The 19,589-nt window shown below is 67.0% G+C and carries 26 protein-coding genes and 2 tRNA genes; 16 read left to right on the top strand and 12 right to left on the bottom strand.

Annotation, left to right across the window (positions count from 1 at the left end):
• Positions 1–35: 35 nt before the first annotated feature.
• Together GBZ48_RS21725 and GBZ48_RS21730 are read left to right on the top strand one after the other, a co-directional pair.
• Positions 36–821, top strand: coding sequence for a competence/damage-inducible protein A (locus tag GBZ48_RS21725; RefSeq protein ID WP_174472912.1), 786 nt, complete (start codon positions 36–38; stop codon positions 819–821).
• Positions 822–939: 118 nt separating this feature from the next.
• Positions 940–1,185 (top strand): hypothetical protein, encoded by a 246-nt coding sequence (locus GBZ48_RS21730; RefSeq protein WP_149234513.1) that lies wholly within the window; start codon positions 940–942, stop codon positions 1,183–1,185.
• A 32-nt stretch (positions 1,186–1,217) separates the two neighbouring features.
• Here the strand turns inward: GBZ48_RS21730 and GBZ48_RS21735 are convergent, their stop codons facing one another.
• Positions 1,218–1,391: a hypothetical protein gene (locus tag GBZ48_RS21735; protein ID WP_174472913.1), complete on the bottom strand. Its 174-nt coding sequence runs from the start codon at positions 1,389–1,391 to the stop codon at positions 1,218–1,220.
• Positions 1,392–1,654: 263 nt separating this feature from the next.
• Between GBZ48_RS21735 and GBZ48_RS21740 the strand changes: the two genes are divergently transcribed.
• Positions 1,655–1,739 (top strand) — tRNA-Leu (locus GBZ48_RS21740).
• Positions 1,740–1,820: 81 nt separating this feature from the next.
• Here GBZ48_RS21740 and GBZ48_RS21745 read toward each other — a convergent pair.
• The 3 genes from GBZ48_RS21745 to GBZ48_RS21755 all read right to left on the bottom strand — a co-directional run bounded on the left by GBZ48_RS21745 (position 1,821) and on the right by GBZ48_RS21755 (position 2,696).
• Complete coding sequence (locus tag GBZ48_RS21745; protein WP_174472914.1) at positions 1,821–1,994, bottom strand: hypothetical protein; 174 nt, start codon at positions 1,992–1,994, stop codon at positions 1,821–1,823.
• An 8-nt stretch (positions 1,995–2,002) separates the two neighbouring features.
• Entirely contained in the window at positions 2,003–2,224 is a 222-nt protein-coding gene (locus GBZ48_RS21750; protein ID WP_174472915.1) for a hypothetical protein, read from the bottom strand.
• 85 nt (positions 2,225–2,309) lie between these two features.
• The gene (locus GBZ48_RS21755) at positions 2,310–2,696 is read right to left on the bottom strand and encodes a rhodanese-like domain-containing protein (protein ID WP_174472916.1); all 387 of its coding nucleotides are present in this window, start codon (positions 2,694–2,696) and stop codon (positions 2,310–2,312) included.
• Positions 2,697–2,888: 192 nt separating this feature from the next.
• On the opposite strand from GBZ48_RS21755, the gene GBZ48_RS21760 reads away from it, so the two are divergent.
• Positions 2,889–3,242, top strand: coding sequence for a carboxymuconolactone decarboxylase family protein (locus GBZ48_RS21760; protein WP_174472917.1), 354 nt, complete (start codon positions 2,889–2,891; stop codon positions 3,240–3,242).
• A 33-nt stretch (positions 3,243–3,275) separates the two neighbouring features.
• Here GBZ48_RS21760 and GBZ48_RS21765 read toward each other — a convergent pair.
• Positions 3,276–3,360, bottom strand: a tRNA-Leu gene (locus tag GBZ48_RS21765).
• 229 nt (positions 3,361–3,589) lie between these two features.
• Between GBZ48_RS21765 and GBZ48_RS21770 the strand changes: the two genes are divergently transcribed.
• Together GBZ48_RS21770 and GBZ48_RS21775 are read left to right on the top strand one after the other, a co-directional pair.
• Positions 3,590–4,126: a disulfide bond formation protein B gene (locus tag GBZ48_RS21770; RefSeq protein ID WP_246307370.1), complete on the top strand. Its 537-nt coding sequence runs from the start codon at positions 3,590–3,592 to the stop codon at positions 4,124–4,126.
• Complete coding sequence (locus GBZ48_RS21775; RefSeq protein ID WP_174472918.1) at positions 4,123–4,707, top strand: demethoxyubiquinone hydroxylase family protein; 585 nt, start codon at positions 4,123–4,125, stop codon at positions 4,705–4,707. Before GBZ48_RS21770 ends, GBZ48_RS21775 begins: the two co-directional genes overlap by 4 nt.
• Positions 4,708–4,778: 71 nt before the next feature.
• On the opposite strand, the gene GBZ48_RS21780 is transcribed toward GBZ48_RS21775, so the two are convergent.
• The gene (locus tag GBZ48_RS21780; RefSeq protein WP_174472919.1) at positions 4,779–5,342 is read right to left on the bottom strand and encodes an HNH endonuclease; all 564 of its coding nucleotides are present in this window, start codon (positions 5,340–5,342) and stop codon (positions 4,779–4,781) included.
• A 398-nt stretch (positions 5,343–5,740) separates the two neighbouring features.
• Between GBZ48_RS21780 and GBZ48_RS21785 the strand changes: the two genes are divergently transcribed.
• Positions 5,741–5,908 carry a hypothetical protein gene (locus tag GBZ48_RS21785; protein ID WP_014248815.1) on the top strand — a complete coding sequence of 56 codons (168 nt, stop codon included), beginning with the start codon at positions 5,741–5,743 and terminating at the stop codon, positions 5,906–5,908.
• A gap of 60 nt (positions 5,909–5,968) precedes the next feature.
• A complete protein-coding gene (gene gluQRS / locus GBZ48_RS21790; protein WP_174472920.1) occupies positions 5,969–6,814 on the top strand; it encodes a tRNA glutamyl-Q(34) synthetase GluQRS in 846 nt (281 codons plus the stop codon).
• A gap of 120 nt (positions 6,815–6,934) precedes the next feature.
• Here the strand turns inward: gluQRS and GBZ48_RS21795 are convergent, their stop codons facing one another.
• The 3 genes from GBZ48_RS21795 to GBZ48_RS21805 all read right to left on the bottom strand — a co-directional run bounded on the left by GBZ48_RS21795 (position 6,935) and on the right by GBZ48_RS21805 (position 9,246).
• Positions 6,935–8,146 carry a class I SAM-dependent rRNA methyltransferase gene (locus GBZ48_RS21795; protein WP_174472921.1) on the bottom strand — a complete coding sequence of 404 codons (1,212 nt, stop codon included), beginning with the start codon at positions 8,144–8,146 and terminating at the stop codon, positions 6,935–6,937.
• Between the two features lie 85 nt (positions 8,147–8,231).
• Positions 8,232–8,591, bottom strand: a complete 360-nt coding sequence (locus GBZ48_RS21800) for a cupin domain-containing protein (RefSeq protein ID WP_174472922.1) — start codon at positions 8,589–8,591, stop codon at positions 8,232–8,234.
• A gap of 82 nt (positions 8,592–8,673) precedes the next feature.
• Entirely contained in the window at positions 8,674–9,246 is a 573-nt protein-coding gene (locus GBZ48_RS21805; protein ID WP_174472923.1) for a hypothetical protein, read from the bottom strand.
• Positions 9,247–9,492: 246 nt separating this feature from the next.
• Between GBZ48_RS21805 and ccoN the strand changes: the two genes are divergently transcribed.
• The 8 genes from ccoN to GBZ48_RS21845 all read left to right on the top strand — a co-directional run bounded on the left by ccoN (position 9,493) and on the right by GBZ48_RS21845 (position 17,141).
• Entirely contained in the window at positions 9,493–10,989 is a 1,497-nt protein-coding gene (ccoN, locus tag GBZ48_RS21810) for a cytochrome-c oxidase, cbb3-type subunit I (RefSeq protein WP_109449626.1), read from the top strand.
• 21 nt (positions 10,990–11,010) lie between these two features.
• Positions 11,011–11,748, top strand: coding sequence for a cytochrome-c oxidase, cbb3-type subunit II (gene ccoO, locus GBZ48_RS21815; protein WP_109048083.1), 738 nt, complete (start codon positions 11,011–11,013; stop codon positions 11,746–11,748).
• Positions 11,749–11,763: 15 nt separating this feature from the next.
• Complete coding sequence (locus GBZ48_RS21820; RefSeq protein WP_012972963.1) at positions 11,764–11,925, top strand: cbb3-type cytochrome c oxidase subunit 3; 162 nt, start codon at positions 11,764–11,766, stop codon at positions 11,923–11,925.
• A 3-nt stretch (positions 11,926–11,928) separates the two neighbouring features.
• Entirely contained in the window at positions 11,929–12,819 is an 891-nt protein-coding gene (ccoP, locus tag GBZ48_RS21825; protein ID WP_174472924.1) for a cytochrome-c oxidase, cbb3-type subunit III, read from the top strand.
• Between the two features lie 242 nt (positions 12,820–13,061).
• Entirely contained in the window at positions 13,062–13,592 is a 531-nt protein-coding gene (locus GBZ48_RS21830; RefSeq protein ID WP_174472925.1) for a FixH family protein, read from the top strand.
• Between the two features lie 45 nt (positions 13,593–13,637).
• A complete protein-coding gene (locus GBZ48_RS21835; RefSeq protein ID WP_174472926.1) occupies positions 13,638–16,187 on the top strand; it encodes a heavy metal translocating P-type ATPase in 2,550 nt (849 codons plus the stop codon).
• Positions 16,093–16,296 (top strand): cbb3-type cytochrome oxidase assembly protein CcoS, encoded by a 204-nt coding sequence (gene ccoS / locus GBZ48_RS21840; RefSeq protein WP_098740630.1) that lies wholly within the window; start codon positions 16,093–16,095, stop codon positions 16,294–16,296. The genes GBZ48_RS21835 and ccoS overlap by 95 nt, the downstream gene beginning before the upstream one ends.
• A gap of 182 nt (positions 16,297–16,478) precedes the next feature.
• Complete coding sequence (locus GBZ48_RS21845) at positions 16,479–17,141, top strand: Crp/Fnr family transcriptional regulator (RefSeq protein ID WP_244592885.1); 663 nt, start codon at positions 16,479–16,481, stop codon at positions 17,139–17,141.
• A 228-nt stretch (positions 17,142–17,369) separates the two neighbouring features.
• Here the strand turns inward: GBZ48_RS21845 and GBZ48_RS21850 are convergent, their stop codons facing one another.
• The 3 genes from GBZ48_RS21850 to GBZ48_RS21860 all read right to left on the bottom strand — a co-directional run bounded on the left by GBZ48_RS21850 (position 17,370) and on the right by GBZ48_RS21860 (position 19,465).
• Positions 17,370–18,443, bottom strand: coding sequence for a COX15/CtaA family protein (locus GBZ48_RS21850; RefSeq protein ID WP_174472927.1), 1,074 nt, complete (start codon positions 18,441–18,443; stop codon positions 17,370–17,372).
• A 99-nt stretch (positions 18,444–18,542) separates the two neighbouring features.
• Positions 18,543–19,037 (bottom strand): lysozyme, encoded by a 495-nt coding sequence (locus tag GBZ48_RS21855; RefSeq protein WP_174472928.1) that lies wholly within the window; start codon positions 19,035–19,037, stop codon positions 18,543–18,545.
• A 191-nt stretch (positions 19,038–19,228) separates the two neighbouring features.
• Positions 19,229–19,465, bottom strand: a complete 237-nt coding sequence (locus tag GBZ48_RS21860; protein ID WP_174472929.1) for a hypothetical protein — start codon at positions 19,463–19,465, stop codon at positions 19,229–19,231.
• Positions 19,466–19,589 lie beyond the last annotated feature (124 nt).

The following is a 19,589-nucleotide window of genomic DNA, read 5'->3' on the forward strand; positions in this document are numbered from 1 at the left end:
CCCGACAAGGGCGTTCCGATGGAGACCCCCGCCAGATGACGTCCGAAGCCGCCGCAATCCCGACCGGAACCAACCCGACCGCCGCCGTGCTGGTGATCGGCAACGAGATCCTGTCGGGCCGCACCAAGGACGCCAACCTGGGACATATCGCCGAAAAGCTGACGGAGATCGGCGTGCGGCTGCGCGAGGCCCGTGTGGTGCCGGATGTGGAGGAGGAGGTCGTCGCCGCGGTCAACGCCCTGCGCGCCCGCTACACCTACGTCTTCACCACCGGCGGCATCGGTCCGACCCACGACGACATCACCGCCGCCTGCGTCGCCAAGGCCTTCGGCGTGGCGCTGGAGCGCAATCCGGAGGCCATGGCCCGGCTTGAGCGTCATTACGCCGCCGGCCAGCTGAACGAGGCGCGGCTGCGCATGGCCAACGTCCCGGCCGGCGGCATCCTGATCGACAACCCGATCAGCCAGGCGCCGGGCTTCCAGATCGGCAATGTCTTCGTCATGGCCGGCGTGCCCAACATCATGCGGGCGATGCTGGACGGCATCCTGCCGCGGCTGGCCGGCGGGCCGGCGCTGCATGCCCGCACGGTGGCCTGCGAACTGGGCGAGGGCGTGATCGCCGCCGAGCTGTCGGCCCTGCAGGACCGCCATCCGGCGTTGGAGATCGGCAGCTATCCTTACTTCCGCAACGGCTTCTTCGGCGTCAGCCTGGTGCTGCGCGGTACCGACGAGGCGGAGGTGACGGGTGCGGCCGACGAGCTGGCGGAGATCATCCGCGGTCTTGGCGGCACGCCGACCGTCACGGTCGGTACGAAAGGGTAGTGGCGGGTATGACGGCTGCCCTGACGAGGGATATGTCGGCGGATCGATTGCCGTGGACCGATTCGGTCCCACATTAATTTCCTGTCATCCGCACCATGCCCGCCGCGGGAGCCCCGCCATGAAGAGCTTCGAGAAAGCAGCGTTGCTGTTTCTTCTCCGCCACCTGTTCGCCGGCATCGTCGGCGCCGTGGTGCTGGCGACCGGGCTGTTGTGGTTCGACGTCGCCAAGCTGGCGACCCTGATCGGCAGCAGCGAATACGGCATCACCGCCACGGTGATGCTCTATGCCGGGCTGATGCTGACCTTCGGCAGCGTGTCGATGGGAATCGGCATCATGACGATGAACGAGGACACCCGCCCCTAACGCTGCGGCATGACGCTGGCGCAGGGCCGCTGTCAGTTGCCGAACGGTCCGAAGCGGTCGTAAATCCAGACGAGGGCGACGATCAGCGCCAGCCACAACGCTGTATTGCGCAGCACCACCCCGCGGTTGCGGCGCAGGGCCGCCGGCACCACGAGGACCGCGACCATCAGCAGCGCCACCAGCGACATCCATTGCGTCTCGCTCACGCCGTCTCCTTTCCGTCCCCGACCCGGTCCGGGCCGGCCCCAGCTGCGCATTCTTCAATATGGGCGATATGGGAATGCCTGCGGTTTTGCGAAGGCCCCTTGACCCACAGCCCCGCGATTGTCTAAGTCATGACCACGGAACGGTGCGTTGCATATCATAGTATGCAATCTCCGCGGGCAACGCGGGACCGCTTCGTGGGCATGAGCTTTGCCGTCGTCGGTCCGGTGCGCCAGCATCGGCTTGCAATGGCGGAGTCCGGGGCGCGGGCGTGGCGAAACCGGTAGACGCAAGGGACTTAAAATCCCTCGCCGTAAGGTATGCGGGTTCGAGTCCCGCCGCCCGCACCATATTGACGGCGCTGTTAAATTTCAGTCCTGTCGCTGGCTGGCGGCGATACGGCAATGGCTTCGGGCCGGCGGCCGGAAGCCTCATCGCAGCTCGACCGTGCCGCAACTGCGCCGATGGGCCAGCAGACAGTCCTCGGTCTTGGACTGATGCATCAAGGCGCCCATCAGCCAGTATCCCAGACCAAGAACGACCATGACGGCGATGGCCGCGCCGACATTGGCGGCAAGGCGGGTGCGGTCGTCATCGGGCGGCATGTCGGGCGTCACTTCCTGCCCGGCTTTCGTTTCGTCCGGCCGTTGGCCGCTTCGCCCTCCTTGCGTTGAAGGAAAAGCCGGCCGGCTTGCATTGCCGCTGCGCGGCTGATGTATCTGCCGCACTCGAACCGCTGGCCGTCGAACGTCACGGTGAGCGTGAAGCTCTGCGGTCCGGTTTCGTCGACGACGATGGGGGAAGAGTCCGCGGAAGGAACGGGGGCGGGCTTCATTCGACGGTCCCTGCATATCTGTCTGTGACCGACAGACACATACGTCCGCTGTGACGCGCAGGCCAGCGGCTTTGAAGGGGACTTGTCAGCGTTCCACCGGGCCGCCGGCATCGGCCCAGGCGGAAAAGCCGCCGCGCAGACGATTGATGGTGCCGGTGTGGCCGGCGGCCATCATGCGCTCCGCAGCGGGACCGCAGCGTCTGCCGCCCTGGCAATGGAAAACCAGATGCTTGCCGGGTTCGGCCGGGACGCGCGACGGGTCGAACTGCGACAGCGGGTTCAGGATGGCGCCGGGGATATGGCCGGCGGCGTGCTCATGCGGTTCGCGGACATCGACGATCACCGCCTCGCCCCTGGCCTGCCATTGAATGGCGGTCTGCGGATCGACCTGCAGGATCCTCCCGTCGGCGCCGCCCTGCTTGTCGGGCTGCGCGGTCGGGAACAGGCGTCGCATCAGGGAGCAGAGGAACATCGGAGTCGATCCTTGAAAGGGGATTGCGGGGCAGGTGCTGGCATTGGACTGCCCTTGACCAGTAAATTAGTTTATTCTAATGCTAAGTCAATGGGGCGATGTCGCCCGCAGCTCGCTTTCCGCCAAGGCGGTCCCGGACGAGCGGCGACCCGGCCGTCCAGGGCGCGCCCTTTCGAACCCAGGAGATGACCCATGCACAAGAACTGGCCGCAGATGACCGGCGAGTTGTCCGGCGCCATCCGTGATCTGCGCGGCGGCGTCCCGGAGGTCATGAAGGCCTTTTCCGGTATGGCCCAGGCGGCGCTCAAGGCAAATGCGCTGGACACCAAGACCAAGGAACTGATCGCGCTTGCCATCGCGGTGGCGATCCGTTGCGACGGCTGCGTCGCCTTTCATGCCGAAGCGGCGATGAAACAGGGGGCGACCCGCGACGAGGTGATGGAGACGATGGGGATGGCCGTTTATATGGGCGCCGGGCCGTCGGTGATGTATGCCGCCCAGGCGGTCGAAGCATTCGACCAGTTCACCGAAAAGGCAGCCGGCTGACCGGAACCGCGATCCCATAAGAGGAGGATCGGGTGGTGCGGGCGGTCGGACTCGAACCGACACTCCTTGCGGAACCGGATTTTGAGTCCGGCGCGTCTACCAATTTCACCACGCCCGCAGCGACGCCTCTTCTAGCGCAACAGTCAGGAAACGGAAAGTGCAAAAAGAACGGGCGTCCGGGCATCCCGGTTCGCCATCCCGGTCCGGGCTGCATCAGCATCCGGCGACGCTGCCGCGGCACCGCTTATTCCCTGCCGATCCCGCCGCCCCTGTCATGCCGTCGCAGGCGTGCCGCGGGCCTTGCGGACGGCTGGCCGAACGGCCCCGCACGCGCTACCTTGTCGGCCATGATGACCAAGCCCTTCCTCTCCCGTGCCTTCGAAGAGCCCCGCATCGCCGCCCTGCTGCTGGCGCTGGCCAGTGCCGGGGTGCTGCTGTCGGCCCTGTTCTTCCAGTTCGTGCTGAACTACCAACCCTGCGTGCTGTGCATCATGCAGCGCTGGCCCTATGTGGCGGTGATGGTGCTGGGTCTGGTGACCTGGCTGTTCCGCCGCTGGAAGGGGCTGGGCGACGCGCTGCTGGTGGTGAGCGGGCTGGCCCTGCTGGCCGGTGCCGGCATCGCCGCCTATCATGTCGGGGTGGAGCAGCATTGGTGGGCCGGCACCTCGTCCTGTGGTGGCTCGGCTGCGGCCAATTCGCTGGAGGCGCTGCGCGCCCAGGTGCTGGCCGCCCCGGTCACCCGCTGTGACGAAGTGGCGTGGTCGCTGTTCGGGATCTCCATGGCGGGCTACAACGTGGCGATCTCGCTGGCGCTGGCGGCCTACGCCTTCGCCGCGGCACGCATCGCCTACACCCGCACCCCGGTGTCGAGGACCGCATTGTGAGTGAAACGACGTCTCCCACCACCAGTTCCCGTCACGGCGCGCTGCCCGGCGCATTGCCTGGCGACCTGCCGCGGCGCGACCGGCTGGCCCGCATCGTCCGCGTCGACCATGCCGGCGAATATGGCGCCAAGCGCATCTATGAGGGCCAGATCGCCGTCATGGGCAAGGGGCGCCACGGCAAGACCCTGCGCCACATGGCCGAGCAGGAACAGGTCCATCTCGACTATTTCGAAAAGCAGCTGAACCGGCGCCGGGTCCGGCCGACCCTGCTGCAACCCCTGTGGCACGTCACCGGTTTCCTGCTGGGCGCCGGCACCGCGATCCTGGGCGAACGGGCGGCGATGGCCTGCACCGTCGCGGTCGAAGAGGTGATCGAGGAGCATTACGAGGCGCAGCTGCCTCATCTGGGTCCGGACGAGCAGGAGCTGTCCGACAGCATCCGCAAGTTCCAGGCGGAAGAGGTCGAGCACCGCGACATCGGATTGCAGAACGAGGCGGAGCGCGCGGCGGGCTATCCGCTGCTGTCGGCGGCGATCAAGGCCGGCACCCGGGCGGTGATCTGGGTGGCCGAGCGGGTGTGATTGGGCGGGTTTGAGGCGGCGGATGCAGGGGCCGGCAGCGGCCCCCATCCGTTGACACCGCGGCGCCAGCCCTACATCGGGTCCAGTTCCGAGTCCCAGTAAAGAAAATCCCGCCAACTTTCATGGAGGAAGTTTGGCGGGAAGGCGCGTCCGTTCTCTTGCAGCTCGTAGGCACTGGGCTGGAAGGGCGGACTGAGGGGGACCATGCCGCAGACGTGGGGAAGGCGGTCGCCCTTCGCCAGATTGCAGGCCGAGCAGGATGTTATGACGTTTTCCCACGTCGTCCGACCGCCGCGGGACCGCGGAATCACATGGTCGAAGGTCAGGTCGTGGGTGGGGAAGGGGCGGCCACAATACTGGCAGGTGAAGCGGTCGCGCAGGAAGACGTTGAAGCGGGTGAAGGCCGGGCGGCGCGTGGCCGGGATGAACTCTTTCAGCGAGATGACGCTGGGTAACCGGACTTCGAAACTTGGGGATCGGACGACCCGGTCATAGTGCGATACGATGTTGACCCGTTCCAGAAAGACCGCCTTGACCGCTTCCTGCCAGGACCATAGCGACAAGGGGAAGTAACTGAGCGGGCGGAAATCCGCGTTCAGCACCAGAGCCGGACAGTGATCGGGTGGTGGAGCCAATGGCCACTCCCTTGTCTGAGACCGTGTCTGGATCCCGGCACGCGACACTGCTGCGGCACCGTGCGCGGGGTCGTGTCAGCTGTGCCCCGGCGGCCGAATCGTCCTCCGGGACAACCAGATACATAGTGGATCGGGGGCCGGGACTCAATATCTTGACCCGGTGCGGCCAAATTTCTTCACCGTTGTGTAACCTTTTTCGCGCTGTGGGCAAGCCGGAGCCGGCGTGGATGCGGTCAACCGCCACCACCAGCGGTGGCTGTGACATCGGCAAAAAACAGTCGCGCATGCCTTGCGCGCTTACCCCTCGTTAACCATGACGGCGCGATGGTGGGCCTCGTTGATCCAAGCCGATCCCGCCGGTCCGAACCGGCCGGAAGCGACCCCGAGGAAAGTCCGCCATGACCGCCGTCATCATCGACCTCGCCCAGAAGCGCCGTGAACGCGAGGAGCGTGAGCGTCAGATTCGCATCGATGCGTTCGACCGCGAGCTGCGCCGCCGTCTGGCGCTCTATCTGGAAGGCGAAGAGATCCCGGTCGAGCCGATCCGCGACAATCCTTATATCTGAACCGTCCTTCTCTCCGATCTGCGCTTACATCCAGGTCACGCCAGCCGTTATAAAGCGGGAATGAGCGATCTCGTCACCCGCTTCGCCCCCAGCCCCACCGGGCATCTGCATCTGGGCCATGCCCATTCCGCGCTGTTCGGCTGGACCGCCGCCCGCAGCGCCGCCGGCCGCTTCCTGTTGCGGATCGAGGACATCGACCCCAACCGCTGCCGTCCGGACCACGAGCACGACCTGATCGAGGATCTGGCGTGGCTCGGCCTCGACTGGGACGGTCCGATCCGCCGCCAGTCAGACCATTTCGACGATTTCCGCGCCGCTCTGGCCCGGCTCGAGTCGCTGGGCATGTTCTATCCCTGTTTCTGCACCCGCAAGGACATCGCCGCCGAGATCGCGCGGGCCGGTGCGGCTCCACACGGTCCCGACGGGCCGCTTTATCCCGGCACCTGCCGCCACCGCTCCGCCGCCGAGCGTGCCGAACGGATCGAGCGGGGCGACGCCTGGGCGCTGCGACTCGATGTGGAGGCCGCCTGCCGGCTGACCGGGCCGCTGCGCTGGCATGACCGGGCGCGGGGCTGGCAACCGGCGACGCCGGACCTGCTGGGCGATGTGGTGCTGGCGCGCAAGGACACGCCGACCAGCTATCACCTCAGCGTCACCGTCGACGATCATCTCCAGGGTGTGACTCTGGTAACCCGCGGCGAGGATCTGTTCTTCGCCACCCATCTGCACCGGCTGTTGCAGGCTTTGCTGGGTTACGACCCCCCCGATTACCACCATCACGGTCTGCTGCGGAACGCGGCGGGCGAGCGGCTGGCCAAGCGCGACCGCGCCCAGTCCCTGCGTTCGCTGCGGGACGAAGGCCGCAGCCCGGCCGAGGTGCGGGCGATGGCGGGATTCGCAGGATAGGGCTTGTGGTCCGGTCAGCAGGCGTACGTGTCACTGCCAGGGCCGGAGCTGGAGGCGTACGGGGGACGTACCGCATGTGTACGTCCGCCCCTCCGCTCTGGATGCTCAGGCCGGCAGCACTCAGTCCAGTTGCAGCACGATCGCCTTCAGATAGGCCGACTCGGGCAGATGCGGGTGGACCGGATGGTCGGGCCCGGCACCGGCGCTGCGCAGGATACGGCCGGTGCGGCCGGCGTCGTTCAGACCGCGGGCGACCAGTTCGGCGAAGGTCGGCGGATCGACATTGTGGCTGCACGACCCGCAGAGCAGATAGCCACCGGAGGCGGTGATCTTCGCCGCCAGACGCGCCATCTTGCGGTAGGCGCGGCTGCCGGCCGCCAGATCCTTCTTCGACTTCACGAAGGCGGGCGGATCGGCGACCACCACCTGGAAGGTCTCGCCGGCGCTGCCCAGCCGCTCCATCTCCTGGAAGGCGTCGGCCTTGCGCGCCTCGAAGCGGTCGGCGACGCCGTTCGCCTCTGCGGCGCGGGTGGCGTTCTCCAGAGCCAGGGCGGAGCGGTCGACCGCGATCGCCTGGGTGGCGCCGGCCACGGCGCATTGGATGCCGAAGCCACCATTGTAGCTGTAGAAGTCGATGGCCCGGCCGCCCTTGGCCAGCGAGGCGATGAAGGCGCGGTTGTCGCGCTGGTCGTAGAACCAGCCGGTCTTCTGGCCGTCCAGCGGGTTGGCGAAGAAGGTAGCGCCGTTTTCTTCAAGGCGGATCGAGCCGTCGATCTCGCCCTTGGCCAGCCGGGTCTCCTCCGCCAGCCCCTCCAGCGCGCGCTGGCTGCCGTCGTTGCGCAGGATGACCGCACGCGGCGCCATCACCTCGTCGATGGCGGCCAGGATCTCGTCAATCCGGCGGTCCATGAAAACGGAGTTGGCCTGCACCGTCACCACATCGTCGAAGCGGTCGACGATCAGCCCGGGCAGCCCGTCGGCCTCGGCATGGACGACGCGGTAGAAGGGACGGCTGAACAGCCGGTCGCGCAGTTCGACCGCGCGGCGCAGCCGGTCGGCGATGAAGGCCTGGTCCACCACGGTCGCCGGGTCGCTCGACAGCAGCCGGGCGGCGATCAGCGTGTGCGGATTGAAGGTATAGATGCCCAGCGGCGTCCCGCCGGGGTCCAGAAGCCGCACCGGGCTGCCGGGCGGCACCGCCTTGGCGGTGGTGTCCATCTGGACTTCGTTGGAATAGACCCAGGGATGCCCCTGCATGACGCGCCGCTGGCGGCCGGACTGCAGATGGATCGCCGGGTATTTCTTGACGGGTTTGGTGCCGGTGTCGCTCATGGGCCCGCATCCTAGCGGCAAATCGGCGGCGCGCAATGGCTGCGGTGGGCCTTCCACGCTGCTCCCATGCGGCTCCGCCCGGCCTTTACTCCGCTCCGGTGCCGCTGCCCGGCTCACCGGCATGGATCGCCAGCCACACGGTCGGTCCCCCGGCGGCGGTGGCGGCGACGCGATGGCGGGTGCGGGCGGGCAGCAGCGCCCAGTCGCCGGGGGACAGCAGGCGGTCACCCTCTCCCTCCACTTGCAAGGTGGCGGCGCCTGCGACCAGCAGGACGAACTCGTCCCAGTCCTGATCGTACCAGAAGCCGTCCGGCGAGGACTGGCCGGTGGAGACGATCCGCTCGATCCGCGAGCCGGGCAGCGCCGCCAGGGTGGTGAAAAGTTCGTCGGGCTGCGGACTTGCGGGAAGTCCCTCCAGCAGACTGCCGAATCGCGCTCCGCTCATCTGGGACATTCCTTTTGAAGGTCCGGCATCCGTCTGCCGTCCGGCAGACGTTACGCCGCGCCGCGCCGCCCGTCCGCCAGTTTCAGGGTTTCACCAGCGGCAGGCTATTGTCGTTGACCACCGCCAGATCCTTGCAGAAGCGGATCGTTTCCTGCCGGTGCCCTTCGGTGCGGAAGCAGTCGGGGATCGGATCGCGGCCGGAGCCTTGAAGGGAATCGGGCCGGGCGAAACGGTCGGGCAGGGTGGTGTGGATGGCGGCGCAGCCCAGCCGCCGGGCCAGTCCCTCCATCGCCTGCAACAGGGCTTCCGCCACGCCGGCGACGTCAAACAGGTCGAGCACGACGAAGTTGTCGACGCACAGCGTCCGTCCGTGCAGCAGGTGCGGTTCGGCCGTGTAGGAGAACAGGCCGTGCAGATACCCTTGCGCGTTCTGCACGGTCATGATGCCCCGGCTTGCCGGCGGGCGGCCTTTCCCGGCCGCCCCGTCGCCAGCGGCATCCTCCGCGCTGCCCCCCAGGGTTGCGCTGTCCAGAACCGCTGCGGCAAATGCGCGCCATTGGTCGACCCCCAGGCCCGGCGCCATGGCGCAGACCAGCGGATAGGCCTGGTCGATCTGGCGCCGACCAAGGGGTTTAGCGATGAAACCGTCGTCCATTTCAGCCCGGCCGATTGCAAGGACACTGAACGATGGCAGCCCCAGGGCGGAAGGGTCGTTGACGTAGATCAATGTTGCTGAACCCCCCCGTACACATAGTGGGCGCCATTGGAGACAGGCGCGCCCGGCGTCCCTTTCGGCATTTCCGAGTGCAACCTGTCCCGCTCCTTAACAGTACGTACCCAGTGGTGGTGCAACCCAGAAGGCGCGGCCCCGCGGCCGCCCGGGGCAAACGGGAGAGATTGTATGACATCAGCGACTCTGACTTCAGGGGCCACCCTGGGCAGCCAGCGGGTGTCGGAAGACGTGCGTTACCATGAGGACGCCATCCGACTCTTCGTGATCGCTGCAGTGTTCTGGGGCGTGGTCGGTTTCCTGGCCGGCACCTTCATCGCTCTGCAGCTGGCTTTCCCGGCGCTGAATCTCGGGCTGGAGTGGACGAGCTTCGGGCGCCTGCGCCCCGTCCATACCTCGGCCGTGATTTTCGCGTTCGGCGGCAATGTGTTGTTCGCCACTTCGCTTTATTCGGTCCAGCGGACTTGCCGTCAGTATCTCTTCGGGGGCGAAGGGCTGGCGAAGTTCATCTTCTGGAACTACAACGTCTTCATCGTGCTCGCGGCGCTGAGCTATGTCCTGGGCTTCACCCAGGGCAAGGAATACGCCGAGCCCGAATGGATCCTCGACCTGTACCTGACGGTCACCTGGGTGCTCTATGCGGTCCAGTTCATCGGCACGGTGATGACGCGGCGCGAGTCGCACATCTATGTGGCGAACTGGTTCTTCATGGCCTTCATCCTGACCGTCGCGATCCTGCACATCGGCAACAACATCAACGTTCCGGTGTCGCTGTTCGGCATGAAGTCCTACACCTTCGTGTCGGGCGTGCAGAGCGCGATGGTGCAGTGGTGGTACGGCCACAACGCGGTCGGCTTCTTCCTGACCGCCGGCTTCCTGGGCATCATGTACTACTTCGTGCCCAAGCGCGCCGAGCGGCCGGTCTATTCCTACCGCCTGTCGATCGTCCACTTCTGGACCCTGATCTTCCTCTACATCTGGGCCGGTCCGCACCACCTGCACTACACCTCCCTGCCGGACTGGGCGCAGACGCTGGGCATGACCTTCTCCGTCATGCTGTGGATGCCGTCCTGGGGCGGCATGATCAACGGCATCATGACCCTGTCGGGCGCCTGGGATAAGCTGCGCACCGATCCGGTCCTGCGTTTCCTGGTCACCTCGGTCGCCTTCTACGGCATGTCGACCTTCGAAGGCCCACTGATGTCGGTCAAGCCGGTCAACGCCCTGTCGCACTACACCGACTGGACCGTCGGCCACGTGCACTCCGGCGCTCTCGGCTGGGTCGCCTTCGTCTCCTTCGGCGCGATCTACTATCTCGTGCCGGTGCTGTGGAAGCGCTCGCAGCTCTACAGCATGCGTCTGGTCAGCTACCACTTCTGGACCGCCACCATCGGCATCGTGCTCTACATCACCGCCATGTGGGTGTCGGGCATCATGCAGGGCCTGATGTGGCGCGCCTACGACAACCTGGGCTTCCTGCAGTACTCCTTCGTGGAGACCGTCGCGGCGATGCACCCGTTCTACGTGATCCGCGCGATGGGCGGCGTCCTGTTCGTCACCGGCGCTCTCATCATGGTCTACAACCTGTGGCGCACGGCGAAGGGCGATGTCCGCATCGAGAAGCCCTATGTCACCACGCCGCACAAGGCGACGGTCGGCGCGGCCTGACGCTAGGGAAGGATGCGAGAAATGGCTCAGGATAAAAAGGGCTTCAGCCACGACCTGATCGAGCGGAACACCCTTCTGCTGATCGTGCTCGTGCTGATCACCGTGTCGATCGGCGGTCTGGTTCAGATCGTCCCGCTCTTCACCATCGAATCGACCATCGAGAAGGTGGAGGGGGTCCGTCCCTACTCCCCGCTCGAACTGGCCGGGCAGAACATCTACCTGCGCGAAGGCTGCTACAACTGCCACAGCCAGCAGATCCGTCCGTTCCGTGACGAGGTCGAGCGCTATGGCCACTACTCGCTGGCGGCGGAGTCGATGTACGACCATCCGTTCCAGTGGGGCTCCAAGCGTACCGGTCCCGATCTGGCCCGCGTCGGCGGCAAATATTCCAACGCCTGGCAGGTCGCCCATCTGGTGAACCCGCGCGCGGTCGTGCCGGAGTCGATCATGCCGACCTACGGCTGGATGAAGGAGCGTCCGCTGAGCTACGGCGACATCGGCGACCACCTGAAGACGCTGAAGATCGTCGGCGTTCCCTACACCGACGAGCAGATCGCCAACGCCAAGGCCGACCTGGAAGCGCAGAAGAACCCCGATGGCGACACCGCCGGGCTGATGAAGCGCTACCCGAAGGCCGTGGTGGCGAACTTCACCGGCGAAAAGACCGTCACCGAAATGGACGCTCTCGTCGCCTACCTGCAAGTGCTGGGCACCATGGTGGACTTCACCAAGTACCAGTCCAAGCAGCTGCAGCAGTAATCGGGGGAGGAATCCATGGACTTGGATTCGATCACGGTGATGCTTCGGTCCTTCTGGACGGTGTGGTTGATGCTGCTGCTGACGGGCATCCTGGTTTACGCCATGTGGCCCGGCAACCGCCGCACCTTCGACGACGCCGCCCAGATCCCGCTCAAGGATGATGGTCAGGAGCTTTAGACCATGGCACAGAATTACAAGGACGAGCTGTCCGGCGTCGAGACCACCGGCCACGAGTGGGATGGACTGCGCGAGCTGAACAATCCGCTGCCGAAGTGGTGGCTGTATCTCTTCTACGTCTGCATCGCCTGGGCGATGGTGTACTACGTGTTCTACCCGGCCTGGCCGCTGGGCAAGACCTACACGAAGGGCATCCTGGGATATTCCCAGCGCGAGGAGCTGGACACCCGGCTGGCGGAGGCGAAGGCCGGCCAGGCCAAGTACCTGACCGCCATCGCCGCCAAGTCGGTCGACGAAATCCAGAAGGACAAGGACCTGCTGGGCTTCGCGATGGCCGGCGGCCGGTCCTACTTCAACGAGAACTGCGCCGCCTGCCATGGCGCCGGCGGCCAGGGTGCCAAGGGCTTCCCGACGCTGGCCGACGACGTGTGGCTGTGGGGCGGCTCCTCGGCCGACATCTACAAGACCATCCAGCACGGCATCCGCTCGGATGACGGCGACACCCGCGGCACGCCGAATGTCGGCATGACCGCCTTCGGCAAGGACGGCATCCTCAACCGCGACCAGATCGATCAGGTCACGGATTATGTGCTGTCGCTGAACGGCAAGACCGCCGATGCGGGCAAGGCCGCCAAGGGCAAGACCGTCTATGACGAGAACTGCGCCGCCTGCCATGGCGATGCGGCCCAGGGTTCGGTTGCCGCCGGTGTCGACGGCGTTGGCGCTCCGCCGCTGAAACAGGCCAACTGGCTCTACGGCAGCGACAAGCAGACGCTGGTCGAGACGGTGACCAACGGCCGCGCCGGCGTCATGCCGGCCTGGTCCAAGCGTCTGGACGATGCGACGATCAAGTCGCTGGCCGTCTACGTCCACAACCTGGGCGGCGGCAAGTAAGCCAAAGCCCGGGCGGACCGTTACGGAACCGACCGGAAAGGGCGTCGGGGAGGTCTCTCCCCGGCGCCCTTTTCTTTGCGGGACAGGCGGGGGCCGGCGGTTTCGTTAACTTCCTGTCATTTGATCCATCGCAATGTCCCTGCGGCAATCGGTCGCCATAGTTCCCGCGATCAGCGATACACATCGCTGATCGGACGCCGCTTATCACACGCCGCCGACCAGTCGAAGGGCAGCCAGCGACCATGAGCATCAGCACCACCACCGGAAACCGCCCCCTCCCCCCGAAACGCCTGAAGGCGCCGCGCCAGCCGGGATGGTACATCCCCTGGATCTTCGTCGGCGTCTTCATGGTCGTCCTGGCGGTGAACGGGGTGATGGTCCATTTCGCGGTGTCGAGCTGGACCGGGATCGAGACCGAGAACCACTTCATCAAGGGGCTTGGCTACAACAACGATCTGGCCGGAGCCCGCGCCCAGGCGGAACGCGGCTGGCAGGTCCAGCCGGACTTCACCAGCACCGAACCGCGCAAGGGCGTGATCGCCATCACCGTCCGCGACAAGCAGGGCCAGATCCTGAAGGACGCCGCGGTCACCGTGACGATGATCCGTCCGATCTCCGAGGGTCATGACAAGACCCTGTCGCTGCCCTATCTGGGCGAGGGCCGCTATGGCGCCCCGGTGGAGCTGGAGCTGGAAGGCCAGTGGGACATGCGCTTCGTCATCACCCACGCCAGCGGCGACTATCAGGACCAGAAGCGCGTCTGGGTGCAGTGAGGGCGGCGAAGGCGCCGCAACCGGGACAGTCAGGGTGATGTCGAGATGACCGTCTGCCTCCATTGCGGACAAGAGCTTGGCGAGGGCGCGCAGGTTGGCAGCCCGACTGCCGGCGATGGCGCCGGGCCGTTCTGCTGCACCGGCTGCGCCGCCGCCTACGACCTCGTCCGAGGGCTGGGGCTGGAGCGCTATTACGAGCGCCGCAGCGTCGATCCCACCGCCCGCCCGCTGCGTCCCGACGATGCCCCGGCGGTCGATTACGAACCGCATGCCCGCGATGAGCAGGACGGCAGCCGCAGCCTTCACCTGATGGTCGACGGCATGCAGTGCGCGGCCTGCGTCTGGCTGATCGAATCGGCGCTCAACCGCCAGCCGGGCGTCGCCCAGGCCCGCATGAACATGACCACGCGGCGGCTGACCGTGCGCTGGACGCCCGAGGCGACCGACGCCAACGCGGTGGTCGGCACCGTGGCCCAGCTGGGATACCGCGCCGTTCCCTTCGACCCCGACCGGCTGGGCGGCGCCCAGGCGAAGAGCGAGAAGGAGCTGCTGCGCGCCATGGCGGTGGCGGGTTTCGCCATGGGCAACGTCATGCTGCTGTCGGTGTCGGTCTGGGCCGGCCACAGCCAGGGCATGGGCACCGCCACCCGCGACCTGATGCACTGGATTTCGGCGCTGATCTGCATGCCGGCCATCGCTTATGCTCTGCGTCCCTTCGCGCGCTCGGCGCTGTCGGCTCTGCGCCATGGCCGCACCAACATGGATGTGCCGATCACCATCGGCGTGCTGCTCGCCACCGGCATGAGCCTGTTCGAGACCATCCACAGCGGCGAGCACGCCTATTTCGACGGCGGCGTCATGCTGCTGTTCTTCCTGCTGGTCGGCCGCTACCTCGACCAGCGGGCGCGCGGCCGGGCGCGGTCGGCGGCCGAACAGCTGCTGGGCCTGCGCGCCAACGCCGTCACCATCCTGAACGCGGACGGCACCAGCGCCGTGGTGGCGCCGGAACAGGTCGTCCCCGGCACCGTCATCCTGGTCGCGGCCGGCGAGCGCATCCCCGTCGACGGCCGGGTGTCCGACGGCGTGTCCGACCTCGACACCGGCCTGATCACCGGCGAGACGGTGCCGGGCACCGCGCGGCCGGGCGATCAGGTCTTCGCCGGCACCCTCAACCTGACCGCACCCCTGCGCCTGACCGTCACCGCGGTGGGGGAGGGCACGCTGCTGGCCGAGATCGTCCGGCTGATGGAGGTGGCGGAGCAGGGCCGCGCCAGATATGTCGCCATCGCCGACCGGGTGTCGCGCCTCTACGCTCCCGTCGTGCATCTGACCGCGCTGACCACCTTCGCCGGCTGGATGCTGCTGGGCGGGGTGGTGTGGCAGGACGCGCTGATGAACGCCATCGCCGTGCTGATCATCACCTGTCCCTGCGCGCTGGCGCTGGCGGTGCCGGTGGTGCAGGTGATCGCCAGCGGCCGGCTGATGCGCCAGGGCACGCTGCTGAAAAGCCCGACCGCGCTGGAGCGGCTCGCCGCCATCGACACGGTGGTGTTCGACAAGACCGGCACCCTGACCGAAGGGCGCCCGGTGCCGCAGCTCGACGGGCTATCGGCGAAGGGATTGGCGGCGGAGGGGCTGTCGGCGGAGGATCTGGCGCTGGCGGCCTCGCTCGCCGCGGCCAGCCGCCACCCGCTGGCCCGTGCGCTGGCCGCCGCAGCACCCGAGGTGCCGGTGGCAGCGGGCGTGCGCGAGATCGCCGGCGCCGGCCTGTCCCTGCAGACGGCGGATGGCGAGGTGCGGCTGGGCAGCCGCCGCTTCACCGGCGCGCCGCTGGAGGCGGAGGACGCCGCCGGTCCGGAACTGTGGCTGGCCCGTCCGGGCGAGGAGCCGCGGCGGATCGTCTTCCTCGACGCCCCGCGCCCCGACGCCGCTGCGGTGGTGGCGGCGCTGAAGGCGCGTGGCCTGGAGGTGAAGCTGCTGTCGGGCGACCGCCGGGGTGCTGTGGCGGCGGTGGCGGAGCGGCTGGGCATCGCCGACTGGCGGGCCGAACAGACGCCGGCCGACAAGACCGCGGCGCTGGCCGAACTGGCCGGGCAGGGCCGCACCGTGCTGATGGTCGGCGACGGGCTGAACGACGCCCCGGCGCTGGCCGCCGCCGCGGTGTCGATGTCGCCCTCCACCGCGGTGGATGTCAGCCAGACCGCGGCCGACGTGGTGTTCCAGGGCCGGCTGCTGCGCCCGATCGTCGAGACGGTGGAGGTTTCCCGCCGGTCCGGCCGTCTGGTCAGGCAGAATTTCGGGATCGCCCTGGTGTATAACCTGTGCGCCGTGCCGCTGGCGATGGGCGGCATGCTGACGCCGCTGCTGGCGGCGCTGGCGATGTCGTCGTCGTCGCTGATCGTCATTCTGAACGCGCTGCGGCTGGCCCGCGGCGCCGTCGTCAAGGATCTTCCCGTGCGGGACATCGCCGTTCGGGAACTGCCGGGTAAGGATTCGGGTGATGGACGAGCTTCTCTATCTGATCGCGATCGCACTGAGCCTGGGCGGGCTGGGGCTGGCGGCCTTTCTGTGGGCGCTGAAGTCCGGCCAGTTTGACGATCTGGACGGGGCGGCCCACCGCGTCCTGTTCGACGACGATCTGCCGGCGGCACCCCGCGCGGGCGGTGAACCGGCCAAGCCGGCGGAGGCCGTGCGCGGGCAATAGTGCCAAATCCCGTATGGGCATAGAAAAGGTTGTATGCGTGCAAGGTTGCGATTCCGAGCGATTGCCACCAATATGGGCCCATGCGGAATGAAAGGCTGGGTTCCTCCATGCCACCTTTTGATACGGTTCGCGCTCGGGAAAAGAGCGCTGCGACGGAAATGAATCCCTGCGGGGCCTGTCCCGTGCGCAGCCTGACTGTGTGCGCCGCGCTGGAACCCGAGGAACTGCGCCGTCTTGCCGACATTCTGCAGAATGTGCGCATCGATGCCGGCCACACCCTGTTCGCCGAGGGTGATGCATCCGATGCGCTCTACAACGTCACATCCGGGACGGTGAAGCTGTACAAGCTGCTGCCGGACGGGCGCCGCCAGATCACCGGCTTCCTGGTGACCGGCGATTTCCTCGGGCTGGCGGTCAACGACAGCTATGCCTACACCGCCGAATCGGTGACCAGCGCCTCGCTCTGCCGCTTTCCGCGCAAGAAGATCGATGCGCTGCTGGAGGAATTCCCCAAGATGCAGCGGCGCCTGTTCTCGATGGCGTCGAACGAACTGGCGGCCGCGCAGGACCAGATGCTCCTGCTTGGCCGCAAGACGGCGAAGGAGAAGATCTGCTCCTTCCTGCTGATGCTGTCGCAGCGTGCCGCCCGCCGCGGCCACAAGGAAAATCCGGTCTTCGTGCCGATGAGCCGCGCCGACATCGCCGACTATCTGGGCCTGACCACCGAAACCGTCAGCCGCACCTTCACCCAGCTGAAGACCGCCGGGGTGATCTCGCTTCAGGAAGGCAACAAGGTCCTGATCGCCGACATCGACGCGATGTACGATCTGGCCGAAGGGGCGTGACGCGGAGCCCCGCGCTTTTGCGGAGTGTGGGCGCGGTTGGCAATTCTTCCACGGATTTCACGGATTAGGACACGGATTTCACGGATGTTCCTCCGCGAGGCTTCGGCTTGTCGGGGAGCATCCGCGTCGGCAAGCCATAAAAAATCCGTGTAATCCGTGCCTAAATCCGTGAAATCCGTCTAGATCTTGCCGGCCGCGCCCGCATGCCGGCAAGGATCGGTCGCCGCTTTACCCGCGCCCCACCGGCCGCAGTTCGAACAGCAGCCAGACCAGCATCGACACCACCAGAATGGCGCCGGCCTGATGGGCGGCGGCGATGGGCGTCCACACCACGGTCAGCAGTGTGGCGACGCCCATCGCGATCTGCAGCAGGACCATGGCGCCCGACGCCAGTGCCGCGCGGCCGGCGCGTCCCGGCAGGCGGGCGTTCAGGACACGGGCGGCCAGCACCAGGACGACCACGCCGGTCAGGATCGCCAGCACGCGGTGGATCAGCTGGATCGCCGCGGTGTTCTCGACCGGGTTGAGCCACCAGGGGGTCAGCGTGTCGACCTCCGGCGGGATCCAGTGGCCGTTCATCAGCGGGAAGCTGTTGTAGGCGAAGCCGGCATCTGACCCGGCGACGAAGGCGCCCCAGACGATGGTGACGACGACCAGACCCAGCGCCCAGCGGGTGTGACGGCGCAAGGACGCCGACTCCGGCCGCCAACCCGCCATCGGCAGCGGATCGAGCAGGCCCAGCGCCGTGCGCAGAAGCAGGGCGTAGATCAGGATGGCGGTGCTGAGATGCAGGGCCAGCCGGTAATGGCTGACGTTCGGCGAATCGACCAGCCCGCTCTTCACCATGAACCAGCCGATGCCGCCCTGGAGCCCGCCCAGCAGGAACAGGCCGGCCAGCTTCGGCCACAGCTCCGACGAGATGCGGCCCTGCATCCAGAAACGCAGGAAGGGAATCAGGAAAACGAAGCCGATCAGCTGGCCCCACAGCCGGTGGAACCACTCCCACCAGAAGATCGACTGGAAGCCCGCCAGATCCATGTGGCTGTTGTAGATGCGAAATTCCGGCGTCGCCTTGTACAGGTCGAAGACCCGGTTCCATTCCGCCGAGGACAGCGGCGGCAGGATGCCGATCAGCGGCTTCCACTCCACCATCGACAGGCCGGATTCCGTCAGCCGGGTGATGGCGCCGATCACGGCCATGGCCAGCACCATGGCGGCGCAGACCAGAAGCCAGACGGCGATGGGCCGGTTCGGATTGGGACGGGTGGCGGCGGCGAGGCTGTCGGAGGCAAAGGCGGTCAAGGCGGCATTCCGGAGCGCGGCGGTGGGATGTCCGCAAATGTGGGGCGAACATCCCGTCCCGTCAAACGACTCGTGCCCGGCGCCTGCCGGAATGCCGGATCAGGGGGTGCCGTCCTCGGTGGTGACGCCGGTCTTCGGCTGGGCCGTCTGGCTCTGGAAAAGCGCCTCCTCGGCCGCGCGGCGGGCGACGAGACCCGGCAGCTTGGTCGGCGTGCCGTTCACCGTGGCATAGACCCAGCGGCCGAACTGGCCGGCAGCCCCGGCGTAATCGCCCTCGTTCAGCAGCTTCAGCAAGGTCGAGCATTGCAGGCTGCCGGCGCCGAGGTTGAAGACGAAGGACGCCAGCGCGCCGCGCTGGTCGTCGTTCAGCGGCACCGTCACCAGGGCGTCGACATGGCCGGCGGCCTGGGCCAGGTCGGAGGCGAGGAAGGCATCGGCCTGCTCGACTGTGATGGTCTGCCCCATCTTCACGCCGGCTGTATGGCCGTAACCGATGGTGGGAACGCCGGCCGGGCACAGATAGGCGTTGAGGTAGAGGCCTTCGAAATGCTTCACAAGATCGACCGCGGCTTGGCAGACCGGCTGGGTGGTCATGGATGGAAACTCCCGGTTGGCGCGCCGGGCGGGGTGGTGCCGCCCGTATCGGCGGCGATCCTATGCGAAATGCGCGCGGAGCGGGAAGGCTCGATTTGCATTTGCCGCGAATTGCGCAGATGCCGCCGCAGAGGATGCGCAAGAAGGGAAGCGAGCGCCAGACCGGGGCGGAAAAGTCAGGGTGCAGGCCCTCAGGGTGACAGGGTCTGCGCGGCGCCGAACAGCACGAACAGGGCGAACAGCAGGGCGAACAGGCCGGCGATGGTGGTAAACTCCAGCAAAACCTCCACCAGCCGGTTCTCGTGATCCCGCCACCGTGCCCGCTTGCCCGATCCCGGAGCGGAGGCGATTCGGGCCGGCCGCTTGTATTGGAGGCGGTCGGCCGCATGAGTCCCGGTCCAGCCATCCGCCTGCCGCTTCGCCATCATCGCGCCCTCCACCTCTCCAGTGCCGATTTCGCTAAAATTTTAGGAAATTCCGGCAGGTGGCGCTGTGACGGCGATCACAGGCGTGAGGTGCGGGAGGCGGGGGCGCGGTTGAGGGGATCGGGTG

Origin of the sequence: Azospirillum melinis (assembly GCF_013340935.1) — a bacterium.
GTDB lineage: Bacteria > Pseudomonadota > Alphaproteobacteria > Azospirillales > Azospirillaceae > Azospirillum > Azospirillum melinis.